At 72.1% G+C, this 18,128-nt stretch carries 23 protein-coding genes; 6 read left to right on the forward strand and 17 right to left on the reverse strand.

Going from position 1 to position 18,128, the window contains the following annotated elements; genetic code table 11:
* Positions 1 to 10: 10 nt before the first annotated feature.
* Positions 11 to 841 (reverse strand): carbohydrate ABC transporter permease, encoded by an 831-nt coding sequence (locus Q9R26_RS14695; RefSeq protein WP_311227672.1) that lies wholly within the window; start codon positions 839 to 841, stop codon positions 11 to 13.
* Positions 841 to 1,686 (reverse strand): sugar ABC transporter permease, encoded by an 846-nt coding sequence (locus Q9R26_RS14700; protein WP_311227673.1) that lies wholly within the window; start codon positions 1,684 to 1,686, stop codon positions 841 to 843. Before Q9R26_RS14700 ends, Q9R26_RS14695 begins: the two co-directional genes overlap by 1 nt.
* Positions 1,687 to 2,068: 382 nt before the next feature.
* On the opposite strand from Q9R26_RS14700, the gene Q9R26_RS14705 reads away from it, so the two are divergent.
* Entirely contained in the window at positions 2,069 to 2,929 is an 861-nt protein-coding gene (locus Q9R26_RS14705) for an inositol monophosphatase (RefSeq protein WP_311227674.1), read from the forward strand.
* A 47-nt stretch (positions 2,930 to 2,976) separates the two neighbouring features.
* Here the strand turns inward: Q9R26_RS14705 and Q9R26_RS14710 are convergent, their stop codons facing one another.
* The 6 genes from Q9R26_RS14710 to Q9R26_RS14735 all read right to left on the reverse strand — a co-directional run bounded on the left by Q9R26_RS14710 (position 2,977) and on the right by Q9R26_RS14735 (position 8,030).
* Positions 2,977 to 3,495, reverse strand: coding sequence for a hypothetical protein (locus Q9R26_RS14710; RefSeq protein WP_311227675.1), 519 nt, complete (start codon positions 3,493 to 3,495; stop codon positions 2,977 to 2,979).
* A 2-nt stretch (positions 3,496 to 3,497) separates the two neighbouring features.
* Positions 3,498 to 4,148, reverse strand: a complete 651-nt coding sequence (locus tag Q9R26_RS14715; RefSeq protein WP_311227676.1) for a 2'-5' RNA ligase family protein — start codon at positions 4,146 to 4,148, stop codon at positions 3,498 to 3,500.
* A gap of 133 nt (positions 4,149 to 4,281) precedes the next feature.
* The gene (locus tag Q9R26_RS14720; RefSeq protein WP_182066045.1) at positions 4,282 to 5,301 is read right to left on the reverse strand and encodes a LacI family DNA-binding transcriptional regulator; all 1,020 of its coding nucleotides are present in this window, start codon (positions 5,299 to 5,301) and stop codon (positions 4,282 to 4,284) included.
* A 136-nt stretch (positions 5,302 to 5,437) separates the two neighbouring features.
* Positions 5,438 to 6,544 (reverse strand): tyrosine-protein phosphatase, encoded by a 1,107-nt coding sequence (locus tag Q9R26_RS14725; protein WP_311227677.1) that lies wholly within the window; start codon positions 6,542 to 6,544, stop codon positions 5,438 to 5,440.
* Positions 6,545 to 6,713: 169 nt separating this feature from the next.
* Entirely contained in the window at positions 6,714 to 7,529 is an 816-nt protein-coding gene (locus tag Q9R26_RS14730) for a trypsin-like serine protease (protein ID WP_311227678.1), read from the reverse strand.
* A 3-nt stretch (positions 7,530 to 7,532) separates the two neighbouring features.
* Positions 7,533 to 8,030, reverse strand: coding sequence for a hypothetical protein (locus Q9R26_RS14735; RefSeq protein WP_182066042.1), 498 nt, complete (start codon positions 8,028 to 8,030; stop codon positions 7,533 to 7,535).
* 188 nt (positions 8,031 to 8,218) lie between these two features.
* On the opposite strand from Q9R26_RS14735, the gene Q9R26_RS14740 reads away from it, so the two are divergent.
* Positions 8,219 to 8,872 (forward strand): TetR family transcriptional regulator, encoded by a 654-nt coding sequence (locus tag Q9R26_RS14740; protein WP_311227679.1) that lies wholly within the window; start codon positions 8,219 to 8,221, stop codon positions 8,870 to 8,872.
* A 44-nt stretch (positions 8,873 to 8,916) separates the two neighbouring features.
* Here Q9R26_RS14740 and Q9R26_RS14745 read toward each other — a convergent pair whose 3' ends face one another.
* Both Q9R26_RS14745 and Q9R26_RS14750 read right to left on the reverse strand, forming a co-directional pair.
* Complete coding sequence (locus Q9R26_RS14745; RefSeq protein ID WP_311227680.1) at positions 8,917 to 9,261, reverse strand: hypothetical protein; 345 nt, start codon at positions 9,259 to 9,261, stop codon at positions 8,917 to 8,919.
* A 314-nt stretch (positions 9,262 to 9,575) separates the two neighbouring features.
* On the reverse strand, positions 9,576 to 10,088 hold the full coding sequence (locus tag Q9R26_RS14750) for a hypothetical protein (protein ID WP_182066039.1): 513 nt from the start codon (positions 10,086 to 10,088) through the stop codon (positions 9,576 to 9,578).
* A gap of 132 nt (positions 10,089 to 10,220) precedes the next feature.
* Here Q9R26_RS14750 and Q9R26_RS14755 point away from each other — a divergent pair, with 132 nt between their 5' ends.
* Positions 10,221 to 10,592: a tRNA-dihydrouridine synthase gene (locus Q9R26_RS14755; protein ID WP_259577635.1), complete on the forward strand. Its 372-nt coding sequence runs from the start codon at positions 10,221 to 10,223 to the stop codon at positions 10,590 to 10,592.
* Positions 10,592 to 11,896, forward strand: coding sequence for a glutathionylspermidine synthase family protein (locus tag Q9R26_RS14760; RefSeq protein ID WP_311227681.1), 1,305 nt, complete (start codon positions 10,592 to 10,594; stop codon positions 11,894 to 11,896). Before Q9R26_RS14755 ends, Q9R26_RS14760 begins: the two co-directional genes overlap by 1 nt.
* A 6-nt stretch (positions 11,897 to 11,902) precedes the next feature.
* On the opposite strand, the gene arr is transcribed toward Q9R26_RS14760, so the two are convergent.
* The 6 genes from arr to Q9R26_RS18635 form a co-directional block, all read right to left on the reverse strand.
* Positions 11,903 to 12,325, reverse strand: coding sequence for an NAD(+)--rifampin ADP-ribosyltransferase (arr, locus tag Q9R26_RS14765; protein WP_311227682.1), 423 nt, complete (start codon positions 12,323 to 12,325; stop codon positions 11,903 to 11,905).
* A 20-nt stretch (positions 12,326 to 12,345) separates the two neighbouring features.
* On the reverse strand, positions 12,346 to 12,738 hold the full coding sequence (locus Q9R26_RS14770; protein WP_311227683.1) for a hypothetical protein: 393 nt from the start codon (positions 12,736 to 12,738) through the stop codon (positions 12,346 to 12,348).
* The gene (locus Q9R26_RS14775; RefSeq protein ID WP_311227684.1) at positions 12,735 to 13,307 is read right to left on the reverse strand and encodes a WHG domain-containing protein; all 573 of its coding nucleotides are present in this window, start codon (positions 13,305 to 13,307) and stop codon (positions 12,735 to 12,737) included. Before Q9R26_RS14775 ends, Q9R26_RS14770 begins: the two co-directional genes overlap by 4 nt.
* Positions 13,300 to 14,148, reverse strand: coding sequence for an alpha/beta hydrolase (locus Q9R26_RS14780; protein ID WP_311227685.1), 849 nt, complete (start codon positions 14,146 to 14,148; stop codon positions 13,300 to 13,302). The genes Q9R26_RS14775 and Q9R26_RS14780 overlap by 8 nt, the downstream gene beginning before the upstream one ends.
* Positions 14,149 to 14,185: 37 nt before the next feature.
* Positions 14,186 to 14,353: a hypothetical protein gene (locus Q9R26_RS14785; RefSeq protein ID WP_311227686.1), complete on the reverse strand. Its 168-nt coding sequence runs from the start codon at positions 14,351 to 14,353 to the stop codon at positions 14,186 to 14,188.
* Positions 14,354 to 14,554: 201 nt separating this feature from the next.
* Positions 14,555 to 14,830, reverse strand: coding sequence for a cyclophilin-like fold protein (locus Q9R26_RS18635; RefSeq protein ID WP_396136834.1), 276 nt, complete (start codon positions 14,828 to 14,830; stop codon positions 14,555 to 14,557).
* Positions 14,831 to 15,250: 420 nt separating this feature from the next.
* On the opposite strand from Q9R26_RS18635, the gene Q9R26_RS14790 reads away from it, so the two are divergent.
* Both Q9R26_RS14790 and Q9R26_RS14795 read left to right on the forward strand, forming a co-directional pair.
* The gene (locus tag Q9R26_RS14790) at positions 15,251 to 16,450 is read left to right on the forward strand and encodes an MFS transporter (protein ID WP_262137926.1); all 1,200 of its coding nucleotides are present in this window, start codon (positions 15,251 to 15,253) and stop codon (positions 16,448 to 16,450) included.
* 32 nt (positions 16,451 to 16,482) lie between these two features.
* The gene (locus Q9R26_RS14795) at positions 16,483 to 17,061 is read left to right on the forward strand and encodes a GrpB family protein (protein WP_311227687.1); all 579 of its coding nucleotides are present in this window, start codon (positions 16,483 to 16,485) and stop codon (positions 17,059 to 17,061) included.
* Positions 17,062 to 17,086: 25 nt separating this feature from the next.
* Here Q9R26_RS14795 and Q9R26_RS14800 read toward each other — a convergent pair whose 3' ends face one another.
* Positions 17,087 to 18,064, reverse strand: a complete 978-nt coding sequence (locus Q9R26_RS14800) for a nuclear transport factor 2 family protein (protein WP_311227688.1) — start codon at positions 18,062 to 18,064, stop codon at positions 17,087 to 17,089.
* Positions 18,065 to 18,128 lie beyond the last annotated feature (64 nt).

Raw genomic sequence — 18,128 nt, forward strand, 5'->3', positions numbered from 1 at the left:
GAACGTGTCGTCACTTGAGCGCCCCGGCGGTGAGGCCGCCGGCGAGGAACCGCTGGGCGACGAGGACGAGGACCAGGACGGGGAGGGTCACCATGGCGGCGCCGGCGAGGACCACGCCGATGTCGGCGGCCTCGGCGTCGGACAGCTGGGCGATGCCCACCTGCACGGTGCGGTGCTCCGGCGAGTTGGTGACGAGGAGCGGCCAGAAGAACCCGTTCCAGGCGGCCGTCGCGCTCACCAGGGTGACCGAGACGAGCGTCGGTCGGGTGAGCGGCAGGAGCATGGACCGGATGAACCGGAAGTGTCCGGCGCCGTCGAGCACCGCGGCTTCGCGCAGCTCGTCCGGGAAGCTCAGGAACGCCTGGCGGAACAGGAAGATCGTCAGCGCCGAGGCCACGAACGGCAGGAAGACGACCAGGAGCGTGTCGATGAGGTGCCACGACGAGACGGTCAGGTAGTTCGCGATCAGTGTCGTCTCGCCGGGGATCATCATGCTGGCGAGCAGGACGAGGAACAGGGCACGGGTACCCCGGAGCCGACAGAACACCAGGGCGTAGGCGGTCATGATGCCGATGACGACCTGCAGCACCGTCTGGGCGAGGGTGACGACGACGCTGTTCACGAACTGCTGCCCGAGCGGGACGACCTGCATGGCCCGGACGACGTTGTCGAGCGTCAGGTGGATCGGCACGAGACCGGCGAGGCCCTGGTCCAGGTACCGGGTCGGGGTGAGCGCGCCCTCGAACACGTAGTAGAGCGGGAAACAGACGACGACGACCGCGATGACGAGCCAGGCGTAGACGAAGGCGCTTCGGAGCCGGCGTGCCGTGGCGGGGCGCATCAGTAGTGCACCCGCTTCTCGAGCACGCCGAACTGCACCAGCGACAGCCCGAGGACCAGCAGGAACAGCACGACCCCGAGCGCGGCGGCGAGGCCGAAGTTCGCGCTGCCGGACCCGAACGCCTGTTGGTAGATCGCGTAGACGAGGGTCTTCGAGGAGTCGGCCGGACCACCGCCGGTCAGGATCTGGATCTGCCCGAAGGTCGTGAGTGCCTCGACGGTTCCGGTCACGACGACGAAGAAGAGCGTCGGCGTGACGAGCGGCAGGGAGATCGACCAGAGCGTCCGCACGGGCCCGGCACCGTCGAGGTGCGCCGCCTCGATGACGTCCTGGTCGATGGCGCCGAACGCTCCGAGCAAGAGCAGCACGGTGAACCCGAGCGACCCCCAGATCGTCACGATGACGACGCTCGCCAGGGCCCACTGCGTGCTCGTCAGGAACGGGACGGGCGCACCGCCGAACTGGGTGATCACCGTGTTCAGCAGCCCGTTGCCGGGTGCGAGCATCGCCGCGAACGCGACGGAGCCAGCCGAGACGGACACGACCATGGGTGCCGTCAGGAGTGCGCGGAAGACCGGCAGTCCGCGGAGCTGCACAGTCAGGGGGATCACGACGAGCAGACCGAACACGATGCGGCCGACGACCACGCCGACGCAGAAGACCGCGGTGGTCAGCATCGTCCGTCCGAACGCGGGATCGGTGAACGTGCGGACGTAGTTCTGCAGCCCCACCGAGCCCGCCGGCTGACCGAAGATGTCGGTTCCCTGAGTGCTGAGGACCAGGACGCGGCCGAGCGGGTAGAAGACGAAGACCGCGAACGCGAGCAGCGCCGGTGCGAGGAGCACCAGACCGAGTCGGCGGTCCGAGCGCAACGATGACCGGGTCGTCCGGGTCGTCCGGGGTGGACGCCGCGACTGCGGCGACCGCGGCGACCCTGCGGTACGCGGGGGGCCGGCGACCAGGCCGGACCTGACGGGGACCGTCATGGGGCGGACTCCTCCGAGTAGGGAACGTTCCCTAGCCGGGAACGACTCCACTGTGCTGCGGGGGTCGGAGACCGGTCAAGGGAGGTCGACCACCCGCCGTCACCCGTTCACGCCGCGTTCAACCCCTCCAGCGATCGGGTGCCGTCGTTCACCGCCGCACCCCGCGCGTTCACCTCGGGTTCGGTCCGTCGACCGGCGTGGTTCGCCGTCCAGGGGCCTCGACGTCGTAGAACCGGTGACCATGCGAACCGTTCCTGCTCCCCAGACACTCCGGGCGATCGCCGAGGATGCCGCGCGCGCCGTCGCGCCCGACCTGCTCGCCGTGTTCCGCGCCCCGATGACGATCAGCACGAAGCGCGACGCGCACGACGTGGTGACCCTGCACGACCGTGCGGCGGAAGAGGCGATCACGGCGGTGCTCACCGCGGCCGTGCCGGGCTCCGTCGTCCTCGGCGAAGAAGGCGGAACCGGCGGTGCCGGCACCGCAGGGGGCCTCGGCCGCACCGCGGGCCCCGTGGTGCGGTGGATCGTGGACCCGATCGACGGCACCGCGAACTTCGCCCGCGGACTCGCGTACTGGTGCATCTCGATCGCAGCCGAGGTCGACGGCGAGGTCGTCGCCGGGGTCGTCTTCGACCCGGTCGCGGACCACGTGTTCGCGGCGGACGACGACGGTGCCTGGCTCGACGGCGCCCCGATGTACTCATCGTCGGGGCCGGATGACGCCGCGACGGTCCTGACGAGCTTCCCGGTGCAGCAGGACCTCGACCTGCTCGGCGAAGCAGCGGCGTTCGACCTGCTGCGGGACCTGACGCTCCGGTACCGCCACCACCACAGCCTCGGCAGTGGTGCCCTCAACCTGGTGCACGTCGCCGCCGGGTGGTCGGACGTCACGATGGGCTTCGCCACCCACCCGTGGGACGTCGCCGCCGGAGCCCTGGTGCTCGAGCGCGCCGGCGGGTGGTTCCGGGGCTTCCGTCGGGGCGAAGCGGTCGGTCGCGCCCACCTGGCGGACGACTACGTCGCCGCCGGCGCCGGGGGATCGCACGCCGAACTGGTGCGCCGGGTGCAGGAGCTGTCGGCCACGACCGCCGCCGGCTGAGCGGCCGACCGAGCGGTCTGCCGACCCGGCGACCGTGTCGCGAGCGGTCAGCCTGACTCCTCGTCGGCGCGCACGGTGTCGAGTCCGAGACCGGCGAGCGCCGACCCGCTCGACCCGAGGACCGCGACCGGCAGGTCGCGCGCGACCGCGGCGAGCCGTACCGGGGCGAGCCGACTGCTCAGGACCGCGACCCCGAGGGCACCGTCGGCCGATCCGCGGGAGGCGTGCAGGGCCTCCAGCCCGTCGGCCAGCCGGGGAGGGTCACGGAACCCGTCCACGACCCGGAGCGCGGACCCCGGGATCTGCGCGGTCGCGCGTGCGCTCCGGAGCGCTTCGTCGCGGAACGGGTTCGCAGCTCCGGTGACGCGACCCGGCCGAGTACGAGCGGCGCGCCCTGCGCGCGTCGCCTTGGCGAACGAACCGACCGGGAGGCCCAGCTCGCCCGCCGCCCGTACCGCGAGCTCCCGACGTGGCCGGGACACACCGTCGTCGCCCCGCAGGGCGAGTGACACGAGCGATCGCGAGACGGCCCACCGCTCGGCGACGTCGCGGAGGGTCGCGGCCACGGTCAGGCGAGCTTCCAGGTGCGGACGTGCTCCCAGGTCATCGTCTGCCACCAGCGACCGGACCAGTCCGGACTCGCGGTGCGGTAGAGCACGACGGTGTCGCCGCGGAACCCGGTCGGCACGTCGACGTCGAGTTCGTGGATGAACGCGCCGACCTCGTCGTGCAGGTCCGGTCGGCCGTACAGGTCGTGCGAGGCGAGGGAGAGGTGCGCGCGGTACTGCTCCGGGTCGTAGTCGTTCGCCAGCGGGACCTGCATCGGCTGCCGGAACGGTGCGACCACGGCCTCGATCTCCGCGGCGAGCCGGACGAAGTCGTCGTTGTGCGAGCCGTCCGGTCGGGTCGCGACGTCGTAGACGAACCCGATGCCCTGTGCACGGACGCCGGCGTTGTGGACGTCGAACGCCGGTCGGCCGTCGAGCAGTGCCGTGACGGCCGCGACGACCTGGTCCTCGTGGCTGCCGAACGGCTGGCTGCCGACGAGCGTGGCGTGCGGCGGGAAGGCGCCGGCCGACAGCAGGCCGTACTGCGCGCGGAGCTGGTCGGTGACGACCGTGACGGCCCGGCAGGTGCGGGCGTCCGGGCGCAGGTAGATGCCGTGGCGGTACGGGTCGCTCGGGTCGCGCGGCAGCTTGGCGGTGTGGTTCTGGGGCATGGGTCCGTCCGGGATCGGGGATGGGGAACGTTCCCGATGGTCGGGAACGTTCCCCATGATCGACAGGACGGGCTCGGATCTCACCCGTCGGTTCGTGACGGAACGGTGAACGATCGGTGTCGGCGACGACGCGTCAGACGCGCGCGGCGGTCCTGCCCGGCACCAGCGTGCCGTCGACCGCGTTGTGGGCGACGCCCGTCGAACGGCCGTCGATCTGGTCGACCACGTCGTCGACGGACAGGCGGCCGATCAGGTCGAGCGGCTGTCGCCACGAGGTGATCCCGAGCAGCTCGGTGGCGAGCGGCGCGACCCCGTCGTAGCCCGTGACCGACAGGTCGTCCGGGGCACGGAGCCCGCGGCGGCGCATCGACTCGAGCACTCCGACGGCCCAGCGGTCGCTCGGTGCCATGATCGCCGTCACGCCGCCGGCCCGGAGCACCTGCCCGACGAACGAGTCGAGGTCCTCGGGGTCTGCTCCGTGGTCCTCGGAGCGGATCCGGAGCACCTCGGCGCCGCGCGCACGGAGTCGACGCACCATCGCGTCGGTTCGCGCCGACTGTGTCAGGGACCCGGATGGTGTGACCGTCAGCACGGCGACGCGTCGGTGTCCGAGGTCGGCGACGTGGTCGGCGAGGCCGCGTCCGCCGCCGCGCTCGTCGCAGTACGCGCTGCTCACTGCATCGTTCGTCTCGGGGCGTCCGGAGACCACCGTCGGGATGCGTCGGGCGAACGGCAGGACGTCGTCGATGGGTAACGCACCGCTGCAGACGATCAGCCCCTCGACGCGCAGGGAGACCAGGGTCTCGAGCGCCCGGCGTTCCTCGCTGACCGGGAACGACCCCGCACCGGTGGCGGTGACGACGCGGTACCCGCGCGCCGCTGCCTGCAGCTGGAACGCGGTCAGCAGGTGCCCGTAGAAGGGGGTGGAGGCATCGCGGACGAAGACCCCGAGGGTGTGGGTCCGGTGTGCCGACATGCCGCGGGCGTTCGCGTTCGCGACGTAGCCGAGGTCGAGGGCGGCGCGCTTGACCCGCTCGGTCGTCGACGGAGCCACGCCGTACGCGCCGGCGAGCGCGCGGGAGACGACCGACTTCGACACACCCGCCAGGGCGGCGACGTCGTGGATGGTCGGGACGGCGGGGTGTCCGGTCACCGCGCGCGCCGTTGTCTGGAGGACTGCACGACTGTCACGGTAGCCGGAGGGACGCCCGGAGCGGGCGACGGTCGTGGTGAACAGTTGGTCACGCCGACCGCCCGGGGGAGTCCGAGCGGTCGGCGTGGCTGTCGGGCTAGCGCTTCGTCGCCGGGCGACGGACCGTCAGGCGGTATCCCTTGGTCGTCGTGCCGTCCTGGGCCGTCACGGTGATGCGTGCGGTCCGGCCGGAGACGTGCACGGTGGCCACCGCGTTCGGGTTCGTCGTGTGCACGTGGACGTCGGCGGCCCGGAGCGTCCGGACCGGGGCCGTCACCGTCGCACCCTGCGACGAGGCGGCGGCGGGCAGGTGGACGCGCACGCCCGCGACCGCGATCGAGGAGACGGTGGCGTCGTCCGACACGAGGAAGCGCTCGCGCAGGGCGGCGGCCTCGTGCCTGGTCACGCCGATCGTGTCGGTCAGGTACGAGCCCATGCCGCCGTACTCGGTGGCGATGTCCTGCTCGAAGGTGCCCTGCAGCAGCTGCGGGGTGGCCCAGGTCACCCCGAGCTGCGTGTTCGAGAGCAGGTAGTCGTGCAGGATGTCGGCGCTGTCGACGCCGAGGACCCGGTCGAGCAGGTCCACCACGGTGCCGGTGCGGTCCATGCCGTGGGAGCAGTGGATCAGGACCGTGCCGCTGGTGTGCGTGGCGAGGATCCGGAGCACGCGGCGGTAGGCGGTGATCATCGACCCAGGGGTCGCCGGGTCGACCCGGCCCTTGTCGACCAGGTCGTGGTACATCGCGGTGTCGTCGCTGTAGTCGCCGTCCGCGCCGAACATCGAGATGTCGACGTGTCGTGCGCCGGGGATCGCGACGTCGGGCTTCGCGGCGATCTGGGACGGTGTCCGCAGGTCGACGACGAGGTCGACGTGGTACTCGTCGGCCAGGGTCGTGGCCCCGGCTGCGGTGATCTTGTCGAGTGACTCGGAGCGGATCAGCCGCGGGGCGTTCACGGTCTGACCGGACCGGCCGTGCACCGCGGCGAGCTCGCGACCGTTGACCAGTCCGGGGACGTCGGTGATCGGGTGGTCCGTGGCGGTGAACGCGGGCTGGAGCGAGGTGTCGGCGTGGGCGGCCGTGACGGAGAACGCGGCGGAGGCGACGACGGCAAGGCCGGCGAGTGCGGTCGCGGTGACGCGGGCGGTGCGCGGGGAGTGGGTGACGGCGGAACCGGTGAGGGGGGAGCGGCGGAGCGGGGGCACGGGGCATCCTCGATCTGATCAGGACCCGGGGGTCGCGGGGATCCGGACGCGGTGCCGTCCGGCTCCCCGCAGGATCGCGATGTGGGTGGTCGGCCGAGTGGCGGCGAGGTGGCCGGGGTGTGTCCGGGTCATGAGGCAGCGCTCAGTCGCGCACCCGGCGGCCAGCGGCTCAGGACGCCGGGGCCAGCCGGTACCGGAACAGCTCGGTGCGGACCTGCCGGACGGGCGTGTAGAGCAGCACCGTCGAGCCACTCGCGCTCGTCGTCGGGCTGCCCGAGATGATCCCGTACAACCGGTTCGTGGCGCTGATCACCGGTCCACCGGCGTCGCCCGGCTCGATGCCGGCACCGGCCTCGGCGCGCGCAGCGGCAAGGTGCTGCACGCCCGGACGGCTTGCTGTCGGCACACGTGTGGCCGTCCAGGAACACAGCAGCCCGCTCGCCGCCCCGCTGGTGCAGAAGGGATCGGCATCCGGCTGGCCGATGCCGGTGACGGCGGCGCGTGTCAGGCCCCCGTCGACCCGGTTGAACACGCGGCCCGATGCCCGGGGCGTCCAGGCCGCGACGGACGGGTCGCACGACCCGGTCGCCGCCCGCGCCCGGGTGCACGCCAGGGGCGGGACGACGGCGAGTTCGAGGTCTGACTCCGCGGACTGCCAGACCACGCTGCCGACGGTCGCGCCGTCGAGCCGCACGGGTGCCTGCAGCGGTGCGCAGTGCTTCGCGAGCACGACCCACCGGGTCGCTCGCTGGTACTGCTCGAGCTGGCTCCGGAATCCCTTGGCAGCCAGCACGGCACCGACCGTGCAGGTGCCGCCGGGGACCCCGACCTCGGTGCCGGCGATGATCGGCGCTGCGACCCGGTCGGGGTCGCTCGTGGTGGCCGAGGCCGACGGCGCCCAGGTGAGGGTGGCTCCGACGACGGCCGCCAGGGGCACCGCGACGGCCAGGGTGCGGACGAGCGCCGCTTGTGCGTGGCGGGTCACGGGTCAGCCGAGGGTGCGAGTGCCGTTGACGCGGCCGATCACCGACAGGGTCTCCGGGTCGGCGAGCCGGGCGTGCCAGTGCAGCGTCGTCGTGCCGCGCGGCAGGTCCGGGAACGCCGCGGTGAAGCGGTAGTGGCCGCTGGCGCTGACGACGTCGTCCCCCGAGGTGACCTCGGTGATGTGCTTGTCGAACAGGCCGCGCGGCTTGCCCGGGGCGTCGTAGTAGACGATCACCAGGGTGCCGGGCTTCCCGGTCCCGGCGAAGGTGATGCCGGTGAAGCTCTTCCGGTCTGGTCCGCCGTGGGTCTTCGCGGTGAACGCCACGGCTGCAGCCCGGGGCGTGGTGTGTGCGGCGTGCGTTGTGTGGGAGATCGTTGCGGCTCCGGCCTGTGCGGGGACCAGGACGCCGGCGGCGAGCGCACCGCCGAGGGTGACGCAGGTCGCGAGCACGGTCAGGCGGCGGATCGACGGGGTGCGGTGCGTGGCCGGGGTGGATCGCATGGGGGCTCCTCGGTTCGTGGCGGTGCGGGCCGGGGCGGCTCGGCGTGCGTGAACGCTAACAAGCCGTCAGACGATCGTCTAGTGAACCCAGCAAGCTGAGGAGATCAGAGGCATTGCACTCCGCGTGACCGCTGCCCGTGATCGGTCAGACGTTCGTATGATGAACGAAGACCCGACCGAGGAGTGCGATGAACCAGCGGCAGCAGGCGAAGACCCGGACCCGCGAGCAGATCATCGAGGCCGCGGCGTCCGAGTTCGCGAGCCACGGCTACGCGGGGACCTCGTTCGCGCGGGTGGCCGCCGCGATGGATCGCCCGAAGTCGGCGATCGGATACCACGTGTTCTCGTCCAAGCACGAACTGGCCTTCGCGGTCATCGAGCGGCAGCAGGCTCGCTGGGTGGCGATCGACTTGCGGATCGATCAGCCCGAGGGTCTCGAGCACCTGCTCGTCATGCTCACGTCCGCCTGTTCGGATGCGATGCGATGCTCGGTGGCTGCCGGCGCCATCCGACTGAGTCACGAGCTCCGCGGTGCGGGGGAGGCGCTCCCGCGCACCTTCGTCTGGGACGACTACGTCCGTCGGCACCTCGCGGCCTCGAGCGGCGGCACCGGACCGGCCGCCGACCCCGAGTGGGCACGTGCGGCGGACCTCGTGCTCACGTCGACCTTCGGGGTGATGTGGGCCCGGACGAGCGTGCGGCTGACGCGGGACACCGAGGGGCAGCTCCGTGACCTGTGGGCGGCGCTGTTCACCGGGCTCGGGCTGCCCGGCGTGCATGCGCTCCTCGAGCAGGTGGAGCCCGTGCGCGTGGGAGGTCACCCGGCCGAGGTCGAGGGCTGACCCGGCGGGCGTGGCATCCCTGTCGTCCCGCCGGGGCGCCTGCCCTACTTCTTCCGCTCGGTGCCGTCCGGGTTCACGACGTACCAGACGCCCTTGTCGCCCTGACCCGTCACGTCGCCGGCCTTCTTGTCCCCGATGAAGGTGTAGATCGGCCGACCGTCGATCGTGATCTGCCGTCCACCGTCGACGCCCGTGATGGTGCCGACCTTGCCGGTGATGCCGGTGACCTTCGGTGTCGCCGTCGTCGCCTCGATCGCCGGCCAGGCGGTCGCGCACGCGCCGGTACAGGTGCTCTTGCCGGAGTCCTTGACGTCGGCGTCGAAGTAGTAGGCGGTCATGCCCTTGCCGTCGACGACGACCCTGCCGAGCGACGTCCCTGCGACGGTCACGTCGACCGAGGGTGACGAGTCGGTCGTCGTGGGTGAGTCGCCCTGCGCGGCGGGGGACGGTGAGGGTGAGGGTGCTGCGGACCCGGCCGTGGAGCAGCCGGCGAGGCCGAGGGCCAGGAGCAGTGCAGCCCCGAGTGCGATGGACGCGGGTCGGGATGACGGGGGGCGGTGGGGTGTCGACACGGGTGCTCCTCGAGGTCAGGTCTCGCCGCTGACTGCTGGCCAGACGTTCGTCTAGCGAACGTAACCGCAGGAGGCGACGGAGGCCAGCACCCTGCGCGGCCTCTCATCCCGTGGGGCCACGGAGCTGGGGGTCACGGGGCCGTCTGCTCGACGAGGTGGACGCCGTCGACACGGCCGATGACGTCGAGTGACTCCGGGTCGATCAGACGGGCGCTCCAGGACGCCCGTTCGGCGTCGCGGGGCAGTTCTGGCAGCGTGGCGGTGAAGGCGAACCGACCGGTTGAACCGACGGTGCTGCTGCCCGGCTCGACCTCGGCGACGCGCTCGCTCCCGGAGTCGTCCCCGGGGCTGCCGTAGTGGACGACCACGACGGCACCGGGTGTGCCCATCCCGGCGAACCGCACCCTGACGACTCCGCTGGTGCCGACCGTCCGTGGTGGTCGGATCGCGAACCGGTGCGCACCACTCGTCACGGGAGGTGCCCCGAGTGCGGCGCCGAGTGCGCCGGATGCACCGAGGCCGACCGTCTCGGGACCCGGCGTGGTCGGTGACGGCGCGGGGAGGGCGAAGGCGACGGCGAGCGCCGCGATGCCGACGGCGAGGACGATCGGCGCCGTCCGGACCCGATCGGTGCTCCGCGGCATGGTCGACCCTTCGTGGATGGTGTGCGGCGCAAGCCGCCGCCGCCCACGCTACCGGTCGGCCAGACGATCGTCTGCGCAGACCGACGGTGCCGACGCGGACACCCGTTCCCAGGAGCGGTACTGTTCCCCTTCGTGAGTGTTCGTCGCCGTGCTTCCCGTGTCGTCTCGATCGGGGTGGTGGCAGCCCTGGCAGCGTCGTTGACCGGGTGCGGCGAGGGCGCCGGCGTCGACAGCGACTACGCGAAGATCTGCCGCGACAACGCGACCGAGAAGCGGTTGCCGGACGACGACTGCAACAACCACGGCGGACACGCCGGCTGGTACTTCCTGCCGCTCTTCGCCAACCGTGCCACGAGGGTCCCCGGCGTGGGGGACGCGGTCTCCGGTGGTACGAGCGCCCTGCCTGCCGGGAAGACCGCGAAGGCAGGCGTCCCGTCCCGTGGGAGCTCCGTCACCAAGGGCGGCTTCGGCGGAGCCGGCGGACACGGTGGGTTCGGCGGCTGATGGAGCGCATCGAGTTCCCAGAGCGTCCGGACTGGCGGCGCCGGATCCAGCAGACGGGGCTGATCTACTCCCGGTCGGTCCGCGACGACGGCACGCCCGTCGAGTACTGGAACGACACCGCCGCGTACGTCTTCACGCTGCCGGAGGTCGAGGCGCTCGAGCGGCAGACCGAGGAACTGCACCGGATGTGCCTCGAAGCCGCGCGGTACCTCGCCACCGGCGCCCTCGGCACGCTGGGCCTGACGCGAGCCGGGTTCGATCTCGCCGCCTGGTCGCTCGAGCACGATGAGCCGGACCTGTACGCGCGGTTCGACCTGGCCTACGCCGGAGACGGTTCACCCGCCAAGGTGCTCGAGTACAACGGGGACACCCCGACCGGGTTGATCGAGGCGTCGGTCACGCAGTGGCACTGGATGCAGGACCGGCTCGCCACCGGTGAACTGTCCGCCGAGACCGATCAGTGGAACGGCATCCACGAGGCGATGGTGGCGCGCTGGCGGACGCTGCTGCACGAGTCCCTGCGCGCCGAGGATGGCGGCCGCCTGTTCGTGGCGCACTCCGATCTCGACACGGCGGGCGAGGACTGGGACACGGTGGCCTACATGCGCGACCTGGCAGGGGAAGCCGGATGGGAGCACACCGGCATCGAGATGAAGGACATCGGCTGGCACGCGACGGCCCGTCAGTTCGTCGGTGTCCAGGAGCCGGTGGGCTCGTCGCGGAGCGTGTTCGCGCTGCCCGGGGACGAGTCGGGGGCCCAGTACCCGGTGATCCGCAACCTCTTCAAGCTGTACCCGTGGGAGGACCTCGTCTCCGGTGACGACCGGGCGCAGGGTGACGAGGAGTTCGGCGCCTTCCTGGTCAGCGACCGCGGTCGGCTCGGTCGCTGGTACGAGCCGGCGTGGAAGATGTTCCTGTCGAACAAGCTGCTGCTCGTCGCGCTCTGGCGCTTGTTCCCCGGCCACCCGAACCTGCTGCCGGCCTTCGCAGATGGTCCGAACGGCATGAGCGACTTCGTCGTGAAGCCCGTGTTCGGGCGTGAGGGCGACGGCATCGCGGTCCACCGGTCCGACGGTTCGGTCACGACGAACGGTCGCGAGTACCGGCGGGCCGGTACCGGAGCCGAACGGGTGTGGCAGCAGTACCACGAACTCCCGGACTTCCCTGGGTCGAACGGGCACAACCACCCGGTGCTCGGATCGTGGGTCGTCGGCGGCGAGTCCTTCGGGGTCGGCATCCGTGAGTCCGACGGGCCGATCACGGACTACTGGTGCCGGTTCGCCCCGAACATCATCGTTGCCTGACGCCCGTCAGTTGACGATCTCGCCGCGTTCCTCGGGCGGGAGCGCGACGAGCCGTTCCCGCCACTGGCGCAACGCTTCCGGGGTGAGCCGCGTCCAGTCGGTCTCCTCGCCGACCACGCGGAGCGGGAAGGCACTGCGGTACGACCGGGTCGGGTTGCCGGGGAACTTCTTGTCGGTCACGTTCGGGTCGTCGTCGAAGGGTCCGGTCGGCTCGACGCGGTACACACGCGGCTCGCGGTCGCCGGGCACGAGTTCGGCCGCGAGTTCGGCCGTGAGCCCTGCTCCGTCGCGGGATGCCGTGAAGTACACGTGGTTCATCACGACGTCCGGGCGGTAGTTCGAGCGGAAACCGGGGGACAGGAACTCCCCGGGCCGCAGGGCCGCCACGGTGCCGTGCCAGAACGGACCGGTCTCGTCTGCTGCTGCCATGACGTCAGCCTACGAACGGCTCAGCGCCGGCGCCCGAGGAGCGCGCGCCACCGCGGCTGTTCCGAGACGACGACGGCGATGCACAGGACGGTGACGACGATCGCGACCGCCGTCGGCCACAGGACCCACGCCGCCGCGACCGCCCCCACGAGGTGCGCGAGGACCGACGCGATCGTGACCGCTCCCGGAGCCGCGACCGGCGGGTCGCCGCCGGGGCGGTCACCCGGCGTCCCGGACACCGCCGGCGGCACGACGAGGACCAGGACGGCGGCGATCGCGAGCACCGGCGAACGGGGCCACAGTGCCCAGGGCACGGCCACCCATGCGACGAGCTCCGCCAGGAACCGCACGCCGCCACGGAGCGGGTCGTGACCGACGGGCCTCGACGGGCGCGCCGCCGTGGACACGGTCACCGTGTCATCGCGGCACGGAAGCCACGATCCAGGAAGTCGACCATCCACGCGGCACTCGCGTCGACGTCCGTGTCCATCTGGAACCCACCGGACGCCTCGATCGTCGCGAACCCGTGCAGGACGCTGCGGAGCACCCGGAGCGCGTGGACCTCGTCGGCCGGGTCGAGCGGGTAGTCGTGGAGCGCCGCGGCGAAGGACGCCAGGGTGCGGCCGAGAGCGACCGCCAGGGGGTCCTCGGCGCCGGTCGGCCGGATGCTGACGGCCGCCTGGTACCGCGCCGGGTGCTCCTGGACGCTCTGGCGCACGGTCTGCACCGCCGCCTCGAGCGCACTCCGACCGCTGCGCCCCTGCATGGCGTCGCGGAGCGCGTCACCGAGCTCGTTCGCGCCGAGGATCGCGATCCTGTGGGTGAGGTCGCCGAGTCCGTCGACGTGCTTGTACAGCGACGGTGCCTTCACCCCGAGGCGGTCGGCGACGACGCTCATGCTCAGCTGGGCCAGGCCGATCTCGTCGGCCAGCGTCGCCGCGGCCTCGGTGACGGTCGCGGGGTCGAGCCCTGCCCTAGGCAACGGGACCTGCGACGGGCAGCGTGCGGGCGAGGAACGGCAGCAGCAGGGCGAGGAGCGCAGCCGGGGTCTCGGTGTGGGGGTAGTGACCGGCGCCGTCGATCACGGCGAGTTCGCCGAGGCCGTCCGGCAGGTCGGCGAGGATCCGCTCGCCCTCGGCGCGGGGCACGGCCCAGTCCGGATCGGCACTGCCCTCGACGACCAGCACGGGGCACCGGACGGCGCCCAGCTGCTCGCCGGCGTCGGCGGGCGACGTGCGGGTCATGGCACGGAGGACCGCCATCCGCTCCGGTTGCCGCAGGGCCGTCTCGATGCGGCTGCGCTCCGTCGCCCAGTCGGCGGGCTTGGTGGGGACTGCGATGTCGAGGTACGCGAGCCAGCCGGGCAGGCTGCCGCTCGTCATGACCCGCGCGAGCTGGACGGTGCCGGCGCGGTGTCGGCGGTTGCGCAGGAGTCCGCCCAGGTCGACGGACTGCTTGCGTGTGAACGGCGCCAGCTCCACGATGCCCGCGATCAGGTCCGGGGCGGTCGCCGCGGCGATCGTCGCCGCGCCCCCGCTGATGGACTGCCCGACGACCACGGCCGGGCCGCCGAGGTGGCGGGCGACCGCGACGAGGTCGCGTGCGATGTCGGCGCGCTCGTAGCCGGCCCACCCGGTGCTCGATTCGCCGCAGCCGCGGAGGTCCACGTTCGCCACCCGGTAACCGGCCGCGACGAGCTCCGGCACGACGAAGCGGTAGGCGTGCCGGCTGTCGCCCATGCCGTGGGCGAGGACCACGAGCGGCCCTGTTCCGGAGAGGTCGTAGGCGATCGTGCCGCCCTCGGTGTCCAGGTGTTCGAGCATGTCGTGGCTCCTTCGGCTACGGGTAGTAACTCAAAAGCTAATGCTCGTAGCCAGAGTTGGCAAGGGGCAGGTGTCGCGCGTCCAGGTCGAGCGTCGTCGACAGCTCGGGGAACGCCTGCGCCTGCTCGACGAGCTGCTGTCCCTTCTGCACGATCCCCGCCACGCTGTCAGCGCCGGCGGCGAACCACAGCGGCGGCTCGGGCATCGCGATCAGCGTCAGCAACGGCCCGGACCGACTCCGGGTCGGTCACGTCGAGCGCGATGGCGAGCAGGCGCTCGTGGTCGCCGAGGACGGCGCGGACCCGCTCGGGGTCGCGTCCGGTCGCCACGACCCGAGGCCGGCTTCGAGTGCAGCCCGCGCGAAGTCGGTGCCCATACGAGACGGCGAAGAAGGGCTGGGTCCCCGTCAGCCGCGCACTCGGATGGTGGCGGCACCGGACGGCAGGTCGCGCACCGCTCCGACGTCGTCGACGGTGCCGATCGGCACGATCCCCGAGAAGCTGCCGACGTCCGTGTAGTAGAGGACGATCGACTGGTCCGGCGCGGAGTAGGCGATCGTGCCCGCCGGCGCATTGCTCGTGCTCGGGGCACCGGTGGTGTCGAGCGGCGCGGGGATCCGGGCGATCTGCTCCTGGCCGCCGTGGTCGGCGAACGTCAGCGTCGCCGGCAGCCGGGCGGCCAGCGCGCGCGGTCGCGTTGTCGGTCAAGCGGCCGGTGAGGGTCTCGCTGTCGAGTTCGATGGTGATGTGCACGGGGTCGGCCTGCGTCGGGGTGGTGATCGTGGGATCTGCTGAAGGAGACGCAGGCGCGGACGCGGTCGACGTCGCAGCTGCCGGCGCAGGCGCAGGTGACGCCGCGCGCTCGACGCCGCTGCACCCGGCGAGCGCCCCCACCACCAGCGCGACGACCGGAGCCAGCGCGAGCGGACCCAGCGGGACGAGCGGTCCCACGGCGGTACGGGGTCTGGTGCGGACGTGCATCGGGGCTCCCTCGGTTCGTGGACACCACCATCGAAGCCCCACCACCCGCCCAGTGAGGCTCCGGCGAAACGGGGTCCTGCAGAACCTCCCTGTCCGCCGGACGACGCCCCTACCGTCGGTCCGTGACCACGACGACCTCCGACCTCCCCACGACCGACCGGGCGACCGACGACCGACTGCCCTGGTTCCCGCTCGCCCTGCTCGCCGCGATCGGGTTCCTCCTGGTCGCCATGGAGACGATGCCGGCCGGGCTGTTGCCCGCGATCGCCGACGGGATGGGCGTGAGCGAGGGCACGGCGGGCCTGCTCGTCAGCGCGTACGCGATGGGCACGGTCATCGCCACGGTCCCGGCGATCGCCCTGACCCGCGGGTTCCGTCGCAAGCCGCTCATCGTGGCCGCCATCGCCGTGCTGCTCGTCGCGAACACCCTGACCGCGTTCGCGCCGAACGTCGCGGTCGCGCTGGTCACCCGGTTCGTCGCCGGCGCGATGTCGGGGACGATCTGGGGCATGTTCGCCACCTACGCCCGGCGGATCAGCCCGGCCCGCTCCGCCGGGGTGTCGCTCGCGATCGTCTCGACGGGCGCGCCGGTGGGGTTCGCGCTGGGCACACCGCTCGGGTCCTTCATCGGCAACGCCCTGGGCTGGCGGTGGTCGTTCATCGGGCTGAGCCTGGTCGGCATGGTGGTCCTGGCGCTCATCGCGCTGCTCGTGCCGGATGCCCCGGGGCAGACGAGCGCTGCGAAGCTCTCCGTCGTGAAGGTGTTCCGGATCCGCGGCATCGCGGTCATCCTCGCCGTGATCGCGACGTGGATGGTGGCCCACAACACGATCTACACGTACATCTCGCCCTACCTGCGGGCGACCGGCACCGACCTGAGCGCCGGGCTGGTGCTGCTCGTCTACGGGATCGCCGCGATCCTCGGCGTCGTCGTGACCGGTGCCCTGCTCGACCGGCACCCCCGACCCCTGCTGCACGGCAGCGTCGGCCTGTTCGTCCTGGCCGGTGTGGTCCTGCTCGTCGGCCACACGTCGCCGGTCGCGGTCCTGGTGGCCGCGGGCCTCTGGGGCATCGGCTTCGGCGGGTCGTCGACGCAGCTGCAGGCCGCTCTGACGACCGCCGGCGGCGAGGACGCCGACGTCGCGAGCGCGTTCCTGCCGGTCGCGTTCAACATCGCGATCTTCGCGGCTGGCCTGTTCGGTGCGGCCTTGCTGACGGCCTTCGACGGGCTGGTGCTCGCCGTGGTGATGATCGTGTTCGGGGCGGTCGCGGCGATCCTCACCGTCATCGGTCGCGGATCGGCGTTCCCCGCGAAGCTCTGACGCCACCGACCGCCGGCTGCGATCATGGCCGGGTGCAGCACCACGACGAGGACCACCCCCGCCCGGACGTCACGACCGTCGAGATCATCGGCGGCCCGGAGCCGGTCACCGTGACCCTGCACCCCGCCGACAGCGGGTGGGCTGCGGTCTTCGAGGAGCACCGGCGACGCATCCTGGAGGCCCTCCCCGGCTCCGGCGCGGACGCCCCGGTCGTCGAGCACATCGGCTCCACCGCCGTCCCCGGCCTGGCTGCGAAACCGATCGTCGACATCGTGGTCGCCGTCGCGGACGTCACCGCCGAGGCCACGTACCTCGACCAGCTCCTCGCTGCCGGGTACGAACTGCGCGTCCGCGAGCCGGGCCACCGCCTGGTCCGCACGCCGGCCCGTGACGTCCACGTGCACGTCTACGAGCGGGGCGCGACGGCGGTCGACGAGTACCTGCTCCTCCGTGACCACCTGCGCGCCGACGCCGACGACCGGGCACTGTACGAACGGACGAAGCGGGAGCTGCTCGACCGCAGCTGGGACGACATGAACGCCTACGCCGAGGCGAAGACGGCCGTCATCACCGCGATCAAGGAACGGGCGCGACGGAGCCGCGCGTCCTGAGACGCGCGGCTCCGTCGGCGGAGCCTCAGCTCGTCGGGACGACGTCCCAGTGCTCGCGGATCAGGTTGTCGTCGACCCGGAACAGGTCGGCCGCGCCGAACGGTGCGTCGGCCTTCGCCCCGACCTGCTTCGAGAACGTCCACACCAGGTCGCCGTCGGCGAGCGAGATGACGGACTCCTGCTTCGGCAGACTCTGCGCGGCACTGCCGGCGAAGAACTGCTTGAGCGCGGCCGTGCCGTTCGCCGCGACCGAGTTGTGCTGCAGGTAGGCCGGGTCGAACCGCTCGTCCAGGACGGACACGTCGTGGTCGCGGAACAGTCGGTCGTACGCGGTGACGGCGAGCACCCGGTTGTGCTCCTCCTGTCGCTCGGTCAGGTGGCGGTCACGCTTCGCGGCCGGGTACAGGTCGCTGAACATGCTGTTCGTGTTGCCGCTGGCCGGGGTCCCCGTCGGCACCGTCTGGCGGAGTGCCCACCACTCGCTGATGCGCCCGTCGCGCATGCGGAACAGGTCGACGGCGGCGTCACCGGTGCGTTCGTCCGTCGGCTTCGCGGTGATCTGCCAGTGCACGGCCACCAGGTCAGCGTCACCGGCGACGTGCTTGATCACAGCGTGGGCGCCGGGCACCCGGGAGCGGTCCGCGGTGAACTCAGCGAGCAACGCGGACGGACCGGAGGCGCTCGTCGCACCGTGGGCGACGGCCCCGGTCGCGACGGCGGTCCGAGCAGCCGCACGAGCCTGCGCGGACCCGGGGGACCGGAACGCGCACCGGAACAGGTGCCGGACCGTGGCCTCGTTGCGCTGCTCGGCTCGACGGTCGCGCCGTGAGACCGCCACGCCGCCCGATGTCGTCCGCTCGGCACGGGTCACCGTGTGGTGCGCGGATGTCGCGGTGGTGTCGGAGGCGGAGGCGGAGGCGGAGTTGGAGGAGGAGGTGTGGAGGGGAGCCGCCACGGCCGGACCGGCCACGAGCGACACGGCGATGGCGACCGGAGCTGCCACCGCACACGCCTTGGCGATGAGATGTGATGTCGTCTGCACGCCAGAACGTTGGAACCGGCTCCTG

It is taken from the genome of Curtobacterium sp. BRB10 (assembly GCF_031844325.1).
Classification (GTDB): Bacteria; Actinomycetota; Actinomycetes; order Actinomycetales; family Microbacteriaceae; genus Curtobacterium; species Curtobacterium poinsettiae_A.